The organism is Photobacterium sp. GJ3 (genome assembly GCF_018199995.1).
In the GTDB taxonomy this organism is placed as follows: Bacteria; Pseudomonadota; Gammaproteobacteria; order Enterobacterales; family Vibrionaceae; genus Photobacterium.
In genome coordinates this window covers 1,887,169-1,903,688 of the sequence record NZ_CP073578.1, presented here as the reverse complement: position 1 = coordinate 1,903,688, position 16,520 = coordinate 1,887,169, and the positions used below count along the sequence as shown (strand labels likewise).

Annotated in this window: 20 protein-coding genes and 3 pseudogenes; 21 read left to right on the top strand and 2 right to left on the bottom strand. The window is 45.5% G+C overall.

What is annotated here, in order from left to right; translation table 11 throughout:
* Positions 1–153 precede the first annotated feature (153 nt).
* The 19 genes and pseudogenes from KDD30_RS08530 (at position 154) to cyaB (ending at position 12,450) form a co-directional block, all read left to right on the top strand.
* A complete protein-coding gene (locus tag KDD30_RS08530; protein ID WP_371826034.1) occupies positions 154–732 on the top strand; it encodes a DUF523 domain-containing protein in 579 nt (192 codons plus the stop codon).
* A 131-nt stretch (positions 733–863) separates the two neighbouring features.
* Positions 864–1,316, top strand: a pseudogene (locus KDD30_RS08525) (MBL fold metallo-hydrolase); the annotation flags it as partial.
* A gap of 42 nt (positions 1,317–1,358) precedes the next feature.
* Positions 1,359–1,865: a GNAT family N-acetyltransferase gene (locus tag KDD30_RS08520; RefSeq protein WP_211645412.1), complete on the top strand. Its 507-nt coding sequence runs from the start codon at positions 1,359–1,361 to the stop codon at positions 1,863–1,865.
* Positions 1,866–1,992: 127 nt separating this feature from the next.
* Entirely contained in the window at positions 1,993–2,358 is a 366-nt protein-coding gene (locus KDD30_RS08515) for a VOC family protein (RefSeq protein ID WP_211645411.1), read from the top strand.
* 109 nt (positions 2,359–2,467) lie between these two features.
* A complete protein-coding gene (locus KDD30_RS08510; RefSeq protein ID WP_211645410.1) occupies positions 2,468–2,938 on the top strand; it encodes a hypothetical protein in 471 nt (156 codons plus the stop codon).
* A 194-nt stretch (positions 2,939–3,132) separates the two neighbouring features.
* Positions 3,133–3,501, top strand: a complete 369-nt coding sequence (locus tag KDD30_RS08505; protein ID WP_211645409.1) for a VOC family protein — start codon at positions 3,133–3,135, stop codon at positions 3,499–3,501.
* A gap of 134 nt (positions 3,502–3,635) precedes the next feature.
* Positions 3,636–4,085, top strand: coding sequence for a GNAT family N-acetyltransferase (locus KDD30_RS08500; RefSeq protein WP_211645408.1), 450 nt, complete (start codon positions 3,636–3,638; stop codon positions 4,083–4,085).
* Between the two features lie 235 nt (positions 4,086–4,320).
* Positions 4,321–4,914 (top strand): LysE family translocator, encoded by a 594-nt coding sequence (locus KDD30_RS08495; protein ID WP_211645407.1) that lies wholly within the window; start codon positions 4,321–4,323, stop codon positions 4,912–4,914.
* Positions 4,915–4,947: 33 nt separating this feature from the next.
* A complete protein-coding gene (locus KDD30_RS08490) occupies positions 4,948–5,544 on the top strand; it encodes a DUF998 domain-containing protein (protein ID WP_211645406.1) in 597 nt (198 codons plus the stop codon).
* Between the two features lie 149 nt (positions 5,545–5,693).
* The gene (locus KDD30_RS08485) at positions 5,694–6,128 is read left to right on the top strand and encodes an N-acetyltransferase (protein WP_211645405.1); all 435 of its coding nucleotides are present in this window, start codon (positions 5,694–5,696) and stop codon (positions 6,126–6,128) included.
* A 65-nt stretch (positions 6,129–6,193) separates the two neighbouring features.
* Entirely contained in the window at positions 6,194–6,709 is a 516-nt protein-coding gene (locus KDD30_RS08480) for a hypothetical protein (RefSeq protein WP_211645404.1), read from the top strand.
* A gap of 60 nt (positions 6,710–6,769) precedes the next feature.
* The gene (locus tag KDD30_RS08475) at positions 6,770–7,240 is read left to right on the top strand and encodes a GNAT family N-acetyltransferase (RefSeq protein ID WP_211649744.1); all 471 of its coding nucleotides are present in this window, start codon (positions 6,770–6,772) and stop codon (positions 7,238–7,240) included.
* A gap of 96 nt (positions 7,241–7,336) precedes the next feature.
* The gene (locus KDD30_RS08470; RefSeq protein ID WP_211645403.1) at positions 7,337–8,206 is read left to right on the top strand and encodes a PhzF family phenazine biosynthesis protein; all 870 of its coding nucleotides are present in this window, start codon (positions 7,337–7,339) and stop codon (positions 8,204–8,206) included.
* A gap of 111 nt (positions 8,207–8,317) precedes the next feature.
* Positions 8,318–8,854, top strand: coding sequence for an AAA family ATPase (locus KDD30_RS08465; protein WP_211645402.1), 537 nt, complete (start codon positions 8,318–8,320; stop codon positions 8,852–8,854).
* Between the two features lie 120 nt (positions 8,855–8,974).
* A complete protein-coding gene (locus tag KDD30_RS08460; protein ID WP_211645401.1) occupies positions 8,975–9,763 on the top strand; it encodes a DUF2071 domain-containing protein in 789 nt (262 codons plus the stop codon).
* A 713-nt stretch (positions 9,764–10,476) separates the two neighbouring features.
* Positions 10,477–10,680, top strand: a complete 204-nt coding sequence (locus KDD30_RS08455) for a hypothetical protein (RefSeq protein WP_211645400.1) — start codon at positions 10,477–10,479, stop codon at positions 10,678–10,680.
* Between the two features lie 84 nt (positions 10,681–10,764).
* A complete protein-coding gene (locus tag KDD30_RS08450; RefSeq protein ID WP_211645399.1) occupies positions 10,765–11,298 on the top strand; it encodes a GNAT family N-acetyltransferase in 534 nt (177 codons plus the stop codon).
* Positions 11,299–11,354: 56 nt separating this feature from the next.
* A pseudogene (locus tag KDD30_RS08445) lies at positions 11,355–11,853 on the top strand (GrpB family protein).
* A 47-nt stretch (positions 11,854–11,900) separates the two neighbouring features.
* A pseudogene (gene cyaB / locus KDD30_RS08440) lies at positions 11,901–12,450 on the top strand (class IV adenylate cyclase).
* A gap of 498 nt (positions 12,451–12,948) precedes the next feature.
* Here the strand turns inward: cyaB and KDD30_RS08435 are convergent.
* Entirely contained in the window at positions 12,949–14,172 is a 1,224-nt protein-coding gene (locus tag KDD30_RS08435; protein WP_211645398.1) for a GGDEF domain-containing protein, read from the bottom strand.
* Between the two features lie 312 nt (positions 14,173–14,484).
* Between KDD30_RS08435 and KDD30_RS08430 the strand changes: the two genes are divergently transcribed.
* Together KDD30_RS08430 and KDD30_RS08425 are read left to right on the top strand one after the other, a co-directional pair.
* Positions 14,485–15,156 carry a hypothetical protein gene (locus KDD30_RS08430; protein ID WP_211645397.1) on the top strand — a complete coding sequence of 224 codons (672 nt, stop codon included), beginning with the start codon at positions 14,485–14,487 and terminating at the stop codon, positions 15,154–15,156.
* A 184-nt stretch (positions 15,157–15,340) separates the two neighbouring features.
* Positions 15,341–15,529: a DUF4250 domain-containing protein gene (locus KDD30_RS08425; RefSeq protein ID WP_211645396.1), complete on the top strand. Its 189-nt coding sequence runs from the start codon at positions 15,341–15,343 to the stop codon at positions 15,527–15,529.
* A 45-nt stretch (positions 15,530–15,574) separates the two neighbouring features.
* On the opposite strand, the gene metR is transcribed toward KDD30_RS08425, so the two are convergent.
* The gene (metR, locus tag KDD30_RS08420; RefSeq protein ID WP_211645395.1) at positions 15,575–16,486 is read right to left on the bottom strand and encodes an HTH-type transcriptional regulator MetR; all 912 of its coding nucleotides are present in this window, start codon (positions 16,484–16,486) and stop codon (positions 15,575–15,577) included.
* Between the last annotated feature and the right edge of the window lie 34 nt (positions 16,487–16,520).

Here is a 16,520-nt window from a genome sequence, read left to right as displayed (position 1 = left end):
TCGGAGCCAAGGGATTCTTTCTAAGCGCATCGGTCGTGAATGGCTTGGGGTAAAAGCAGAGGTATGTTTGACTTTTATCTTGATGTATATACCAAGAATAGTTCAGCTAACACAACCTATGAAAAGGCCGGTTTTAAACTGGCATGACTGGAAATGAATGTTTCTGCTCCAAGAAAATTAAAACCGTTCAGATGTGCCATGGCTGAGCGTGTGATGAATTTTTTCTCTCACTCAAAGGAACGCATTTTGGAAAAGGTTTTCATCAGTTCGTGTTTGGTCGGAAATAAGGTCCGATACAATGCGAGTTGTCTTTCAGTACCAGCCCATGATTTCAACTGGCTGCAATCAAATGTTGAATTAGTTGCTTTCTGCCCTGAGCTCTCATCAGGTTTGCCTGTGCCCAGAGCGCCTGCTGAAATCATCGCAGGTAAAGGCATCGATGTCCTTCAGGGGTCTGCCAGTGTGGTCGGCAATGATGGCATTGATGTGACGGCGCAATTTGTTGCTGGTGCACAAAACGCATTCGATCTGTGCATGCAACAAGGCATAAAGTATGCCATCCTCGCAGAGCGCAGTCCTTCCTGTGGCAGTTCTAAAATCTATGATGGGACATTTAATGGCACTCAAATCGATGGTTCAGGTGTAACCGCCGCATTATTCGAGCAAGCGGGTATTAAAGTCTTCAGTCAGCATACGATAGCCAGTCTCCGGGCTGAGCTGGAACAACATTGAGAAGAAGTATTGAAGCGTGATTCCCGACGCTTGGAATTTTCAGTGCAACGTTGGGTGTCGTATTACGGGAACTGGTCTCAGTTTGGTGGTCATGTCGCACATCGGATGCGGTGTAAGTAAAAGGATGTGAGATGAATCGACTGATCGTTGTTGTGCTTTTCTTGATCTCAATAAAAGCTTTGGCGGTAATGGAAGCGCCAGAAATGACGGGCAAAAATGGCTATGTTGAGCCTTTTAAAATGTTTGATAACTTGTACTACGTTGGTGACCAGTGGGTTTCGTCATATGTTGTTCAAACTTCATCTGGGCTTGTCCTGATAGATACCCTTGATTTTCCGTATAGCAAGTGGATACCGGCGAACTTAAAAAAGCTGGGATTAGAGCAGGAGCCAGTGAGCCATATCCTCGTCACTCATGGACATTCAGACCACGTCGGGGGCGCAGAGTATCTTCAATCAATGTATGGTTCCGAAGTGATTCTGACTGAAAAAGGGCTTGAATTGGCCATAGAGCAAGCGAATAAAAGTAGAGGCAACAGTCAATTCTTGCCGCCTGATGTTCAATCCTTTGCCAAGGACAGCTCCCATTCACCAATGATGTGAGAGTCATCATTCAAGGAAGATGCCGTGGAAATTCATTTAAGAAACGCAGCACAAGCAGATGTTCACACAATCGCAGATATCCATGTTCGATCATGGAAAACGGCATTCGATGGACTGATGCCGGACAGGTATATTGAAAGCTACACACTGCCTGATCGTGTGGAAGAATGGCAAAAAATAATCCGTTCGAATGCCGAGACAGTCGTTGTTGCTGAGTCTGGTGATAAGGTTGTGGGTTTTATGTCTTACAGTGTCCATCCTGAGCAGGTTGGAACGATAGAGCTGAGTAAGCTGTATCTGTGTCCGACCGTTTATGGGAAAAGGTTGGGCAGCAGGTTTCTAAATTACCTGGAAATAGATGCTCAAGCCCTGGGAATGACAAACATTCACCTTTATGTACTCGATAATAACGAATCAGCCATTCAATTCTATTCTAAACATGGTTTTAATTTCTCTGATGGTTTTATATCCGAAGTATTCGAAGAGACAACCATCATTGATGTTTTGATGACCAAGCGAGTGAAAGTCTAGAAAATTGCGTTGATATGGCGCTGTTTCTTTGCCTTGGTTTCGCACGAAAAAACTCACAGGCTTGGCTTGCGCGTGTATTGTAAACAGATTCAAATGCGTCTAATAACAGTCGGCCAGAGGGAAAGAAATGGAAAATTTAAATATAGTTGAAATGAAATCTTTCGTCCCTGCGAAGGACTTTGAATGCTCGAAGCGATTTTATCAGCAGATAGGTTTTGAAATGGCATCTGAGTTTGACGGTGTCGTTTATTTTAAATCAAGCGCTTGCGCATTTTTACTTCAAGATTTTTATGAACCAGAACATTGCAAAAATTATATGATGCATCTTTTGGTTGAGGATGCGAAAAGTTGGCACGAACACTTATTGAAGCTGAATGTTTCTGAAACGTATGATGTTCAAGTGACCGATCTCGTTGAACAACCGTGGGGAATGCTTGAATTTTGCCTGACTGATCCCAGTGGTGTGTTATGGCGCATCGCTGAAAATAAATAGCGCTGACAGAGTGTTTAGCTGAAACACATCTCTAAATCTGAGGAAAAATCGATGTATTTTTGGAGACTCGAAAGTTTAGCTTAGGTATCTGTATCAGGGAATCAGTTTGATGGAAGGCAAAACATGGAAAGTAGAGACGGGGACTCACAGTAAAGCGCAGTTACTGCTTGCGCTTTCGGAGTATAAAATCAATCTCAATGCTTACGCCGCAATGCTGTTCATGTCTCAAGCCTTTGAAGTTTCAACTGAACGGCAAACGGTAGAGCTCGTGGGGGTGAGCGTTCATGAATTAGGTTTCACCGAAGGCACTTTGTTTGCCGATATATTGAAAGCAGCCAAACATCAAGGATTAGCGCCTTGTGCATTTGAGCTGGCAGCATATCTGAGATTGACGTATCTAACCCAGGACAAGGGAACGATTTTAACTGTGGCTTCAATCCCAGCTTTTTCAGATGAAATCCATCCAACAGGGTTTTATCTCAGAGCTGATGATGCAGGACTTTGGTTACGTGGCTATCGTGCATCAGATGATTGGCTTTGGCCACCTGAAAGTGTTTTTGTTTTCGTGAAGAAAGCCTAGGAACACACAAGGGAATTCGCATTTTATCAGTGCGATAGATAGTCGTTGTGCGTGAAAATCCAAGGCATGCGAAAACCGACTTGACCCACTGCGGCTATGCGCTTAGCCAACGGACTGAGAAGGATTCGCAATGCTTGGTGACTTCTGTTTGGGTTGTTCGCCCGTAATGAATCAATTGAAAGCAAGGAGCATATATGTTTGACCACGTCGTATTCGGAGCGAGTGATTATGAACAAAGTAAATCGTTCTTTCTCAAAGTGTTAGAGCCGATTGGCATAGAGATTGTCTCTGAAGGAGAGCTCGGTATAGAACTGAGCTCAGATGGCAAAACGTCATTGTGTATCCGGCTTCAACAGATAGAAACCCCGTCTCATCTGCATCTGGCATTTGTTGCTGAAAATAGAGAGCAGGTTGATCGCTTTCATCGTGCCGCACTTGATTTCGGAGCCCAGGATAATGGTGCACCAGGTTTGCGTCCGAATTATAGCGGAACCTATTATGCGGCATTCGTGATTGGCCCGGACGGGCACAATATCGAAATGGTGTGCCATGAAGAGACCTGAAAAAGACTTTCACAGTGATTCACGACATCAGGTATGATCTGCACGGATTGGGTTTCGTGATCGCAAATCAGTGGTTTAGCTTTAATACAATGAGGCTAACCCTTTAACAGGACGTCATGATTTATCGAGGGATAATGAAAATTTCAAATTTAGAGGATTGCCCGAGTGACATTGAAGCTGTCGCCAATTGGTATTTTCATGAGTGGGATTACAAAAATTCAGAATCGAGTTTAGAAAGTGTTGTTAAAAAAATATCTTCATTTGCAAATCGAAATTCATTTGTGGTTCATATTGACGGGAAATTAGCTGGTGCGGGAGAAATTAAATATCGAAAGTACTCATCCTACCCAGGCTTCAATCATTGGCTAGATGGTATCTATGTCCCTTTTGAATATCGTGGGCAAGGGATATCAAAAGCACTTATCGAATTTTCTAAAGCCAAAGCGTTGACGCTGAAAATACCATCGTTATATCTTCGTTGCGAAGAGCACCTCGTGCAACTATATGAAAATCATGGTTTTCGCGTTGTCTGTACTGAAGAAACTAAGTTCATAATGGTACTTAGGATTTCACCGAATCCATAGGTTGTCCTCTATAAATAGCGCTTATGAGAGAATCTTCATGCTCTGCGTGATTGGCCCGGACGGGCACAATATCGAAATGGTGTGCCATGAAGAGATCTGAAAAAGACTTTCACAGTGATTCGCGACATCAGGTATGATCTGCACGGATTGGGTTTCGTGATCGCAATGTAGTGGTATGAATCGCGCAGATCTAAATGTGATGATATTTGAAAATTCTCCATAGGAAGGGAAATTAATGTCTCTAATTTTAGCAATGGTTTCATTTTCGCTGGCAATGTCTATTTCGCCTGGTCCAGTCAATTTTGTGATTCTATCTTCTGGAGCCAATTACGGGATCAGGAAGACTTTCTATTTTGTTTCCGGAGCAACAATAGGATTTACGTTGCTCCTGGTGTTCATCGGGCTTGGATTTTATAAAGTCATCGAACTGTACCCATACTTTCTAAAATACCTGTCTGTCGCCGGTTCGACATTTATTATTTATATGGGGTATTTGATCGCAACCGCCAAGCCCGAGGTGAAGATAGAAAAACAGAGTCGGCCCACCTTTCTGCAAGGTTTTCTCCTGCAATGGTTAAATCCCAAAGCATGGCTTGCATGTGTTGCTGGTGTATCGATTTTTTCATCACCTGAAGGTGATACACGGTTTTTCATTTTCTCACTGATTTATTTTATTGTTTGTTATATTTCATTGGCTCTGTGGTCGTTTCTTGGGGCAAAGTCTACAATTATTTTAAATAGTGATCTCAGGCTAAAGGTATTTAATTGGGTGATGGGTTTCCTGCTGGTTTCAACAGCGTGTTTTTTATTATATACCCAGCTAAAATAAATCATCGGTGATGTTCAGTATTTGGAGGTGAATATGGAGAATTGGATTCAATATACTGGCATTGCTGCCTCAGTATGGATAATTATGGGGATCTTCGTCGCTTCTTTATTCTATCCGAATTATAGTCATTCAAGACAGTTCTGCAGTGAACTTGGCGCATTTGGAAGCCCGACTCAGAAATTATCACCCCTGATCAATAATTACCCATTAGGTGTGATGTTTATCTTATATGGCTATTTCATTACCACGACTCACGCAACGTATTTGCCTACCTTTTTCGTTGGAGCGATGGTCATCGTCCATGGATTGTCGACTTGGATTTGCGGATTTTTTCCAATGGATGCAGATCCCTATACGTCCAAGCCATCAATGAGTGGTCACATTCACGCTTGGTCGGGCATGGTCATGTTAATGTCGCTTATCATTGCACCTTCTATCATTGTTTTTTCAACGGCTTATCCTCTTTTTATCAGACTGTTTTCATTGGTGTGTATTGTCGGGTGCTTGTTTTTTTCGTATCGTTTGGCGATTGCTTTTAAGGCCAAAACTGTACCGGGTATTCACCAACGATTCAGTTATGGATTTCAAATACTCTGGCTGTTTGGTTATTCCTTCTTCGAGCTTGGGTGAGCATGAAGAAGGCATGAATCCTGCCTGAATTTGGCGATGGTTTCTATATAGGGGATAAATTTAGGCGGGATTGATTGGGTTTCAATATGCCATCATTTCATTTTCAGGTCACTTCTCAGAGACAGAAAAAGATAACCAAGAGAACAAGTATGAAAGTAACGTTCGTGAGAGGGACAGATCTTTTCTTCGCAGAACATCTCACCAAAACGAATATGTCAGGTTACTATCAAACCCATGGGATCGTTTGGGATCGGCATCAGTTTTTATGTTCTTGGGATGAGTTCGACAATTACGAGGTTTATGACGGTCAGATCCGTGTTGGTGTTGTTCGTTTGAGTTACAGTGAGAGTACGACCTATTTAAGAGATTTACAGCTTGTGTCAGACGTTCAGGGAAAAGGGATTGGCACTCAATGTCTTGACATCGTTCGGCACCATGCACTCAAGCGGAAAAGTCAGCGACTTGTGCTGCGTGTGTTTCGTGAAAATCCAGCCATTAAGTTATATGAATCTAAAGGTTTCACGAAGCGTTCAGAAGTTAACTGTTTGATCGAAATGGAACTTTCGCTGGCGTCAAATCACTAGGTTACGTTTAACCATACCTTGCACGATATGGTTTTTATGTCTGTGTTCTCACAAAAGATTGAAGTATGATTGATATTGAAAATTTTAAAACCAATGTGATTGATAAATATCAACCGTTATTACTGAAAGAACTGACAAGTTATCTTGATAGTCAACGCGATTTTTTCGCTGACTATGAAATTCAGGTAATCGATTTTGAATTTAACCCTGATCATGCGTGTGAGTTTATCATTAACTTCTTAGTCACAGGAGAAGACGCCTGGGAAGAAAAGGTGAAGAAAGAGAGTGATTACTATACGACAGATTGGAAATTCTATTTATACAATGTGGATGTTTCGCCCAGTGAAAAGCTTGAAGAAATATTAAGCACATTAAGTTTTGATTTGACTCCTTATCACGAAGGCCTTCCTGATGACACGTGTTATGAGGTGTTACATCGTATGTATGATCAGCTTTTTCTCATGATATCTTCTATCGTGAAAACAGAATCTGTTTTGTCGGTTGTTCAACAATATAATTTATCTGAAGGTTTCAGAGTTCAGTTGATCGATTCAAGGAATGATAAAGATTACGCTGTATGAAATATTGTAAGAGCTCATTTGTTGTTGTGTGATGAGGATATATCAATGTCGAAGGAAATGATGAATATCAGAAAAGCAAAAACAACAGATTTAACCGCATTACTGGTCTTGAATGAGCAAATAGGTATGCTTCATTTTGAAAATGCACCTGAAGCATTTATCAAGCCCTCTGAAGCGGATAAAGAATTTTTAAAGCACGCTCTGAGTGATCCGTCGCGGTTATTCTTGGTTGCAGAAATTGAGAATCGTGTTGTCGGTTTTCTCACGGCATTCATCTCGAAGAATGAGGCGATTCCATTTCTTGTTCGCTGCCCGATCTGCCGTGTTGGGACGATCGTTGTTGATGAAAACTGCCGGACTTCCGGCGTTGGTACTGAACTGATGCAGGCCTGTAGCCGCTGGGCTAAAAGCCAGGGCGCGGCGCAAATCAGGCTTGAGGTGATGGCTTTTAACCAGCCAGCCCAACACTTTTATGAGAAGCTGGGGTTTAAGGCACAATCACACATTCTGTGTAAGATGCTCGGCGAATAAATCGTTCAAGAAGCGTACTTTATTTTTCAGTTTGCAGCAGAAGAGTGGGCAATGCCTGGCTGACTGCAATCCTATTGCTCCATGGAGAAAGTTAAATTGAAAAACGTTGAAGCGTATCTGGTGAACTCCTTTACCGTAAATGAAACCGGAGGCAATCCTGCGGGTGTGGTGTTGCACGCTGATGACTTAACTCGCCAGGAAAAATTAATCATTGCACAAGCGGTTGGTTACTCTGAAACAGCCTTTGTGTCTCAGGATAATGAAGTCGACTTTGCGTTATCCTTCTTTACGGTGACGGGTGAAGTAGATTTTTGTGGCCACGCAACCTTAGCGGCTTTTTCAACACTGTATCACAAAGGGATCGTAACCGAAGGGCAATATATTCAACGGACGAAAGCCGGTTTACTTAACGTCACAATCGCGCCTCAGGGGCATATCGTGATGGCGCAGGCGTTACCTGAATACCTGGGTGAATTTAATCCTGAGACGATATCGGCGCTCATTGGCATTGATAAAACGGTTCTTGAATCGACACAGTTACCGAACGAAGTGATTTCAACCGGCTTACCTGATCTGATTGTTCCTGTACCGCATGGGTATCTGGACAAAATCCAAGTGAATGAAACGTTATTATCTGACTTCTGTAAAGCGCATGATCTTGTGGGTCTCCATGCTTTCGAATTGTGTGAGAAAGACAGTGGCTTGACGGCCAGTTGCCGAAATTTTGCACCTTTGTTTGGCATTCCGGAGGAGTCAGCCACGGGCAGTGCCAGTGGCGCACTGGCATGTTATTTAACCAAGCACTGTCGTGGTGAGCATTCGAATGATTTCATTTTCGAGCAAGGGCGGGCAATGAACTGTGTTTCCAGAATTACAGCGACTGTTGAGTCGGACGATCAGACCGTGATCAAAGTCAGGGTCGGTGGTGAGGCCCACACGTTTGGAATGCAGTCAATTTCTGTGTGATAAGTCATTCAAGCAGACGCCTGCCTTCCGGCGAGTTGGACAACACTGTGGTTTCCGCAAGAGTGTGTTGAAGAAAGCTTTCCATACTTCGTTTTGAATGAAGAGGTTTTAGTGAACCATCGCATTGTTTTCACGGGTGGACCCGGTGCCGGGAAAACCGCTGTGATCACCTATTTGAAGCATTTGGGTTATCAGACAGCAACCGAAGTGGGCCGCCAAGTCATCCAAAAGCAAGTTGAACAGCAGGGGACAGCATTGCCCTGGATGGATAAAGTGGCCTTTCGTGATGAAATGGTTCTGGCCGAGATGAACCAGTACGCAGCGGATAGCCATGCTGAGACGACCTTCTTTGACCGAAGTGTGATTGACTCATACGGATACAGTCAACTGGAAGGCATTCCTGTTTCAGCGCAGTTGTTAACAAGCTGCCATGAGTTGATTTACGATCAGAATGTCTTCATTTTTCCGCCCTGGGAATCGATTTACAACAAAGATGCAGAGCGGAAACAAGATTTTCATACGGCTGTTGCAACCTACCGGGAAATGGTGAAAGCCTATCAAAAATTTGGCTATGAACTGATTGAGGTTCCCAAATGCTCTGTTCAGGAAAGGGCCGCGTTTATCCTGGAGAGAATCAGTCGGGCATAGCCAAGGATCAGAAGAATATGGGCCTGGGGCTGCTGAGCGATCCTTTCAGTCGCATCGTTTTATTTTAAGATGTTGTCATCCGTGTCTTTGCTGATTTCGTATTGTTGAAGAGGAGGTCTGATGCAAGAACCAAGGCAGTTTAAAGATTACTTGACCGAGAGACCACAGCCAAAAGGTATGGATGTGCTATGTGGTTTGAAGCATTTCGCGATCATTACTTATGCTGTACCGGCTGAGCGATTTCAAGGATTATTTCCTGAACGATTCCGATTAGATACCGTTGAAATCAATCATCAGGAAATGGGGTTGATCTCCGTGGTTCCATTTATTGATGTTGATTTTACTTCGGCTGTTTTTCCATTCCCTAAATTTACAATGGGTCAAACAAACTATCGTATATATATTATCGATTCTTACACAGGCGAGCGTTGTGTGTGGTTTCTGGGGACAACGCTTGATTCCTGGACTTTATCGGTGCCGAGATATCTGTGGAATCTGCCTTGGCATGCGGGGAAAGTTCGTTTCGATTGTCGTTTGAACGAGCTCACAGGGCTGTATGAAAAGTATCATATGGAAACGACATCGGATTGGGCTGAAGCTTCGGTTGATTTGGTGCAATCAGAGACGGATGCGTTCAATTTTGTTGGTTTTCCTGATACTGAGTCGGCACTCGTTTATCTGACACACCCTCTGGCTGGATTTTATTATCGCAGAGATCATCAGCTGGGAACTTACCGGGTCTGGCACCATGAATTGAAAGTGAAGCCAGCTCAATTAAAATCAGCAAAATTCAAGCTTTTATCTGACCTGGGGATTGTAAAAGAATCGGAGCAAAACGCACCTTACAGTGTCTTAGTTGAGCCATTGAATGAATTTACGATTTATCTGCCTCCGCAAGTCATTGGGTAACCGATAAACAACGCATTGCGTTGAACCTCTCAGCGCTCATCAGAATGGCATTGGCTGATTTATTCTGATGAATCAATTATTTGCTCATCGTGTGTGATTCCTTCAGAATTTTGAGGGTATACAGATCAACAGCTTGTCCTGTGGATCCTTGCCATGGACACTGAAGCGATTTTTAGCTTATTCCATGTGAAAACGACATGGTGAATTGCCTGCGATTCATGAACCTGAAATCAGATATCCCTCATTGTGCAGGGGTCGATGAATGGGATTTATGGCGGCGTTGTATTCGGGAGAAAGTACGTGCTACACCAAATAGAGATGTATCCATGTTCAACATGTCAGACGAAGTCTCGTCACATCATCGTTCTGATCAGAAATCCGAGCGCTTTTGCTGAATCTAACCATCGAAAGTACAAGGAGTTTATCGCTGGTTTTATCAAAGGCTTGGCTGTGGGGCCGTTTTTGGCAGCGATGGACGAGTTTTCACGTCATATCATTTGTGAAAACTGTGGCAGAAAGACAGTCGAAAATGAATGAGTCACAGTTTCGGTGAGTGACATGTCTGAATGTATATTTTTAGGCAGTAAAAATGAAAGAAGAGATCCGTGAGATTGAAAAAGAGTTTATTCATCGCTGTAATGTTTGGCTTTAGTACGATGACCTGCGCGGATGAATCCGACTTTTCACAGTATCAAGGAAAAAAATACAGTGTCGTGAAAAGTGAAATGATCGCACAGGGCTGGACCGTTGTCCCTCAGGCAGAGGACGAAACCTCGATGGATGACGAGTACCCCGAAATTACATGTGGCTCAGGTTCAATGGCCATTTGCTCCGTTGGATTTCAAAATGCTGAAGGGTCGGTTGCTTTTGTGATTGAACACTCAGGTCATGAAATCGTTGTTTCCGGGGAATATTAATTGGTTCATTGATTGAACCTTGAAGTCCTTCATCGTGCTTTAAGGGCATGATGCTGATAAACCGATGGGTGCATGGAGGCAATCGTGATTCAAACATCTCGTTTAACGCTTAGGAAATTTATCAAGGAAGACCATCAACAGGTTATTCCGCTATTGATGGATCCTGATTTTATGGCTTTTTCACCCACAGGTTCAATGTCACAGCAGCAAGCCGAATCCAGATTTGAAGCGCTTGTCCGTGCTTTTTCAGTGAAAGGGATAGGGAAGCTGGCTGTGATTGAGACGGTGTCGGATGAACTCATTGGCTATTGTGGGATAGAGTCGTTTCCTGACAAGGGGCAGGATGCCGTCGAACTTGGATACAGGCTGAAAACCTCTGCGCGGGGCAAGGGGTATGCAGAAGAAGCCAGTCATGCTGTCTTGTCTTTTGCGCTGCAGATGGGTTATCAGCACATTATTGCGCTGGTTGATCTTCAGAATGCTGCTTCCCATCATATTCTGTTGAAACTTGGATTTGAGCGACGAGAGCAGGGCGCTTATCAGGGCATGCCTGTTCAGTTTTACGAAAAAAAATTATCGTCACCGGCATCCGTCAGCCAGTTGTTCAACTGTGACTGAGGGGACGTGATTCACCCGAACGACGGATGAGGACAGTATATTTTTCCAGGAAAGCAATGGAATTCTATCGTGCTGAAGCTTATCAGACGTCTTGTGAAGTGCTCTTTCTTCACTATGAACGTGAAATTAAAAAACGGTTGCCCGATGCATGCGTTGAGCATATCGGTGCCTCCTCGATCCCGAATGCGGTATCGAAGGGGGATCTACATCTTTATCGGTGTTGAATCACACGAACTAGAACCTGCCATCCAATGCCTGGTTCCGTTAGGTTTTCAGGTGAAAAGCGACACGTTAAGAACTGCGGAACTGTGCATGTTAACGTCCACGACCGGGGATGATGTGGCCTTACAGGTCGTCTCACTTGGCTCTGAATTTGAAGATTTTTTAGTGTTCCGCGATCAGTTGCGTTCGAATCCTTGCCTCGTCGCGCAATACAATGCTCTGAAATTATCCTGCAGTGGCTGGTCCCAGACTGCATACCGGCGTAAAAAATCGGCTTTTGTCAGATCTGTACTTGCTCAGGCATCTTTCAACCAATCACTCCGACGCATCTGACAGGGTCAGGCATGGTAGGATAGCCACTTTGGGAGGAGTGTACTTGGATGAGCAATCAACATTTTCAGGGAAAATACGAAGTTGAATTGAAGTACAGGCTGGTGTCGAAATCGACGTTTCTCGAACGTTTAAAGCGAATGCCACATGAAGTGATGCTTGAAGACAATACAGAAAGAATCTGATTGCTATTTCGATACGCCTGAGAACACGCTGCGCACGCAGAATAAGAGTCTGTGTATCAGAACGATGGAACCTTCGGGGATCAAGCTCTGGATAGTGAAAGGTCCCGAAGCAGACCGTTGTGAAGCGACGAATATCACGAATGCGGACAATGCCAAACGGATGCTCCAGACGTTGGGTTATCGGGTTGTGCTCAGGGCAACGAAGACGCGAAGTATCTATTTTATTGGCCAATTCCACATTACGGTCGATTCTCTCTATGGCATTGGCGATTTTGCTGAATTTGCCATCATGACGGATGATGAAACCAGATTGTCTGCCTACAGAGAAGCATTGATTGCGCTTGCCAGTCAGTTTGGTCTGTCGGATGCGGATATTGAAACTCAGTCCTACAAAGATATGTTTGCCGCACATTGACCATGGGTGCGTTTTGCGGATGGCTGCTTGACTCAAATCTCAGGGGAAAAACAGCATGCCAGACAAGGGGCCTCACAATAGTCCTGTTCCGGATAAATCTGTGTCTCAGGTCGATCCATCAAGAAGGGCAACAGGATGATTCCGGGGGATGGCATGTATCATTGGCTGAATGCGCTTCTCATGATTCAATGTTGGAGATGTTGAATGCATGATCTTTCACCAAGAATGCTGAAAGCATCATTCTTGCAGGAAAACCATTTTGTTATCTTCCGTTTGAAATGGTGATTGTTCGAGGGATCACTCGATCACTGGTGAATGAACAGTCCCTGTCGCACTCAAAATGAATCGGTAAACCAAGACAGGATGCTCGGGGATATTGCATGCTCCTCCTGAGTCGTGTCGTGTATATTTTTTCGGCTTTTGAAAGGGTTGTCGTCGTCATTTCTAACCAATCTGGCTGGGAGCTATGGCCCAGCCAGATTCATCATTTTAGGCGCTCTATTCCACCACAACAACCTGCGGTGCACTTTTAGCGTGTGCTTCCTGTGACTTACGCCGATCCCGTTCGGATGGACGATAGCCATGCGGATGAAAACGGAAACAGTCACGTCCGGCATCTTTACACTCGTATAAAGCGCGGTCTGCCCGATCAATCATGGCCATCAGGCTGTCACCCGGGGTAAAGGTCGCAATGCCAATACATGCCGTAATGGCAATTTGTGTATCTTCGATATCCGTTGATATTGCTAAATCACGAATCTCTTGCAGCATCCGGCCTGCGATTTTCTGCGCGGAAAACGTATCACAGTAGGGCAGGCATAGAATAAATTCCTCACCACCGTAGCGGCCAAACAAGTCGGTTTTCCGTGAAGACTGTTGCAAATGGTCCGCAAATCCTCTGAGCACTTTATCCCCAATGCCATGACCCCAGGAGTCATTGATGCGTTTGAAGCGGTCAATATCGAACAGCAGCAGTGAAAAAGGCTGGCGTTTTGCCTGACAGGCATCCAGTGATTTTTGTGCTTGCTGCATCAGCATCCGTCGGTTGTAGATACCCGTGAGCGGATCCAGTGTTGCTTGCCGGTAAAGGCGCATCAGCATGTAGAGTTTGGATAATTGTGACCAGATCACCATGATCGCAAGGACATTCTGAAGCCAGTAGTTGGCCAGCGTTTCCGGTGTGTGCAGGGTGCCTGCCTGAGCATCAACAACGATTTCTGTCACTGCTGTCAGTGCCAGCAAACACAGGCTTTCCTTTAGGGTGATCGGAAGAATCGTCAGAATCGCAACATGCAGGATCGGGAGGAGCGTATAGCCATATTCAAAACCGCTGTACACCTTCGGAAAGCCGAGCACCCAAATACAGTAGCAATAAAACAGGTTCAGCCCGGTGACCAGAAGCATCAGGCAACACTGGGATTGCCACAGTGTGGTGTGCGATTCATTGAAGCGTGCAATCAGAAGCAGAAAAGTGGCCAGCATGAGTCGGGCAATGACGATCCGTATTTCTTCGCTATCGTCCAGATAGAAGAAGTCAAACGGGATCCATGCAATGATCAGCACGGCCCAGACAATACACAGCAAGGAAATCCGGCTGCGCAGGTATCCGCTCCGTGTATTCTGAAAACTTTGACTGTGTGCTTTCGCGCTCCATAAATCGGGAACATAGAGTTTGAGAGACTGGCACAGTTGTCTGTGAAAACGGTTAAAAGTCGATATCATCTTTGCTTCCAGCTCAGCCGACATCTGTTGAAGAAAACAGACGGTCATCGTCCGTCATTATTATAATTGGACAATTATTCTACATGACCGCACCTAAAACCGTGATCTTGATTCATATACAGGATGCGAAACGGTGTGAGCCACTCGAAAATTTGTACGGAAAAATGACTGATGGCGGACGGTTATCTGACTGAATTCTGCAATGGAATACAAAACAAGTCTCTTCAGCGATGCTCTCCGGCGAAGGGTTTCCTTGTGAATGTCTGATATAATGCCGCGGTTTTTTATCAGCCTTTTGTATTCATGATATTTATGACGATTGCCTATAGTACGTTCTTGATCCCTGCTTTATTGGGAGCACAACTGATTTTGACACTGGTTCTGACCCAAGGGGAAATCTGTCCCGGTCAGCGCGGGCGTGTGCACAAAACCTTGCCGATTCTACTGGTGGGGTGGTTACTGGTTGCCATCGTTTCGCCTGTTGCGGTGCTCCCCCTGCTGGCTTTAGCCTGGTTTGCGTTTCAGGTGAAAACAGGAAAAACCCGGGATGCCGGACCCTTATGGGCACTGTATACGGCATCAGGTCTGGCGGGTGTGTGCTGGCTGATGATGGCCTCTGAACGCACATTACCCGTTGCCGGAATGAGTTTTGTCGCCATCGCCTTACTGGGTTCGTTGCTGGCGCATGTGCTGCTGACCCAAGCGAGAACCCGGCTGCAAGCGTTCCACCGTGTGTTACCTGCGGTTGGGTTACTGAGTGCCATGCTGAGTGTCTTGTTGCTGCTTTGGGTGCTTTATGGTCTGCCCGTATCCGTTGTAGAAGCGGACGTGCTGGCAATCTGTGCAGCCTTGGTGCTTCTGATTGCTGCCCAGGTGGTCTGGGGCGGTCATATTTTGCTGAGCAAAACCGTCAACTTCTGGCAACTGCTCTTTGCTGCGCTGCTGCTGTCTGGCTCGGTTGGATTACAACTGTCGTTCATCTAACGGCTCAGATTCCGCATGCAGTGTCTGTGTGAAGTGTCTATGCTAAAAGCATGACAAGAAGCAAGGTCATCGCAGACATCACCTGTTCCGCTGGCTCTGAATGCAGCCCCATGCTTTGGTTACGGGAAGTCAGTTTTGTCTGGCGGGTGGATATGCAGACGGCATTTTGGCCGGAGGAGGGCATGTGGAAATCAGCAACCTGCTCAGTATGGATGGCAATATTGTACTGGGTATCGTGAATGAAAAGCTGCGCTTAGAATGTGACACGATTGAAGAACTTGCCAGTCGTTATGACGTTGATCAGCAAGCGCTGCGGGACAAAATGGCAGCCTTGGGATTTCGGTACGATCCCCTGTCAAATCAGTTCAAGTAGCGGATTGGATTCAACCCAGGGCGCGAATACAGCGCCCTTGTTGTTTCAGGCTGCCTTAATGCCTTCGAGGTGGGTTTGGCATTGCTGCCGGGCCGTGGCAAAAAAAGCCTGAAGATAGTGCCTGTCGCGCTCTGATGCCCGAATCGCGGCATAGAGTCTGCGCCAGAGCCCTTTTCCGAGCGGTTTACTCACAATCAATCCCTGCCGGGCAAAATCATGAATGGCCCAATTCGGCAGTGCGGCAACACCTAACCCTGCCGAAACCATCTGCACCAGCATCAATGTATTGTCGGCCTGTTTCCACACCCGTGGTTCAATACCCGCGGGTTGCAGAAAATGCTTCACCACATCCAAGCGGCTTTTATGCACCGGATAAGTCAGCATGGTCTGGCTGGCAAGATCGGTCGGCTTAATGGTGGCCAGTTCTGCTAGCGGGGATTGGGGCGACACCACCAGACGCATCTCAAAATCAAACAAAGGCTCATAATGCACTTCGGCACGCGGGTTGATATCTGAAGTGATCACCAAATCCAGCTCACCGGCTGCCAGCGCCGGAATGGGCTCGAAGCTGAACCCGGACGAAAAATCCAGGCTGACCGCAGGCCAGTGGATCTGATATTCCTTCAGTGCCGGCATCAACCACTGAAAACAGGAATGGCACTCAATGGCCATATGAAGCCGGCCTTTTGCGTCTTCTTTCAGATTCGCCAGTTCGTGTTCAGCCCGGACGATGCGGGGCATCAGGTCATCGGCCAGTTTCAGCAGAATATCGCCTTCCGCTGTGAATCTTACCGGCCGGGTCTTGCGCAGAAATAAGGGCGCTCCAATCCGCTGCTCCAGATCTTTGATCTGATGTGAGAGTGCAGACTGTGTCAGGCACAAGGTATTGGCTGTTGCGGTCAGGGAGCCGGTATCTCTCAGCACGGCTAACGTGCGAAGGTGTTTAATTTCTATCATGTGTTCTCATCCCTGAAATGCTCTGTCCGTCAGA

Coding starts and splice junctions, on each gene's coding strand:
- KDD30_RS08530 (WP_371826034.1), top strand. CDS start 154: ATGAATGTTTCTGCTCCAAGAAAATTAAAACCGTTCAGATGTGCCATG.
- KDD30_RS08515 (WP_211645411.1), top strand. CDS start 1,993: ATGGAAAATTTAAATATAGTTGAAATGAAATCTTTCGTCCCTGCGAAG.
- KDD30_RS08510 (WP_211645410.1), top strand. CDS start 2,468: ATGGAAGGCAAAACATGGAAAGTAGAGACGGGGACTCACAGTAAAGCG.
- KDD30_RS08505 (WP_211645409.1), top strand. CDS start 3,133: ATGTTTGACCACGTCGTATTCGGAGCGAGTGATTATGAACAAAGTAAA.
- KDD30_RS08500 (WP_211645408.1), top strand. CDS start 3,636: ATGAAAATTTCAAATTTAGAGGATTGCCCGAGTGACATTGAAGCTGTC.
- KDD30_RS08495 (WP_211645407.1), top strand. CDS start 4,321: ATGTCTCTAATTTTAGCAATGGTTTCATTTTCGCTGGCAATGTCTATT.
- KDD30_RS08490 (WP_211645406.1), top strand. CDS start 4,948: ATGGAGAATTGGATTCAATATACTGGCATTGCTGCCTCAGTATGGATA.
- KDD30_RS08485 (WP_211645405.1), top strand. CDS start 5,694: ATGAAAGTAACGTTCGTGAGAGGGACAGATCTTTTCTTCGCAGAACAT.
- KDD30_RS08480 (WP_211645404.1), top strand. CDS start 6,194: ATGATTGATATTGAAAATTTTAAAACCAATGTGATTGATAAATATCAA.
- KDD30_RS08475 (WP_211649744.1), top strand. CDS start 6,770: ATGAATATCAGAAAAGCAAAAACAACAGATTTAACCGCATTACTGGTC.
- KDD30_RS08460 (WP_211645401.1), top strand. CDS start 8,975: ATGCAAGAACCAAGGCAGTTTAAAGATTACTTGACCGAGAGACCACAG.
- KDD30_RS08435 (WP_211645398.1), bottom strand. CDS start 14,172: ATGATATCGACTTTTAACCGTTTTCACAGACAACTGTGCCAGTCTCTC.
- KDD30_RS08430 (WP_211645397.1), top strand. CDS start 14,485: ATGACGATTGCCTATAGTACGTTCTTGATCCCTGCTTTATTGGGAGCA.
- metR (WP_211645395.1), bottom strand. CDS start 16,486: ATGATAGAAATTAAACACCTTCGCACGTTAGCCGTGCTGAGAGATACC.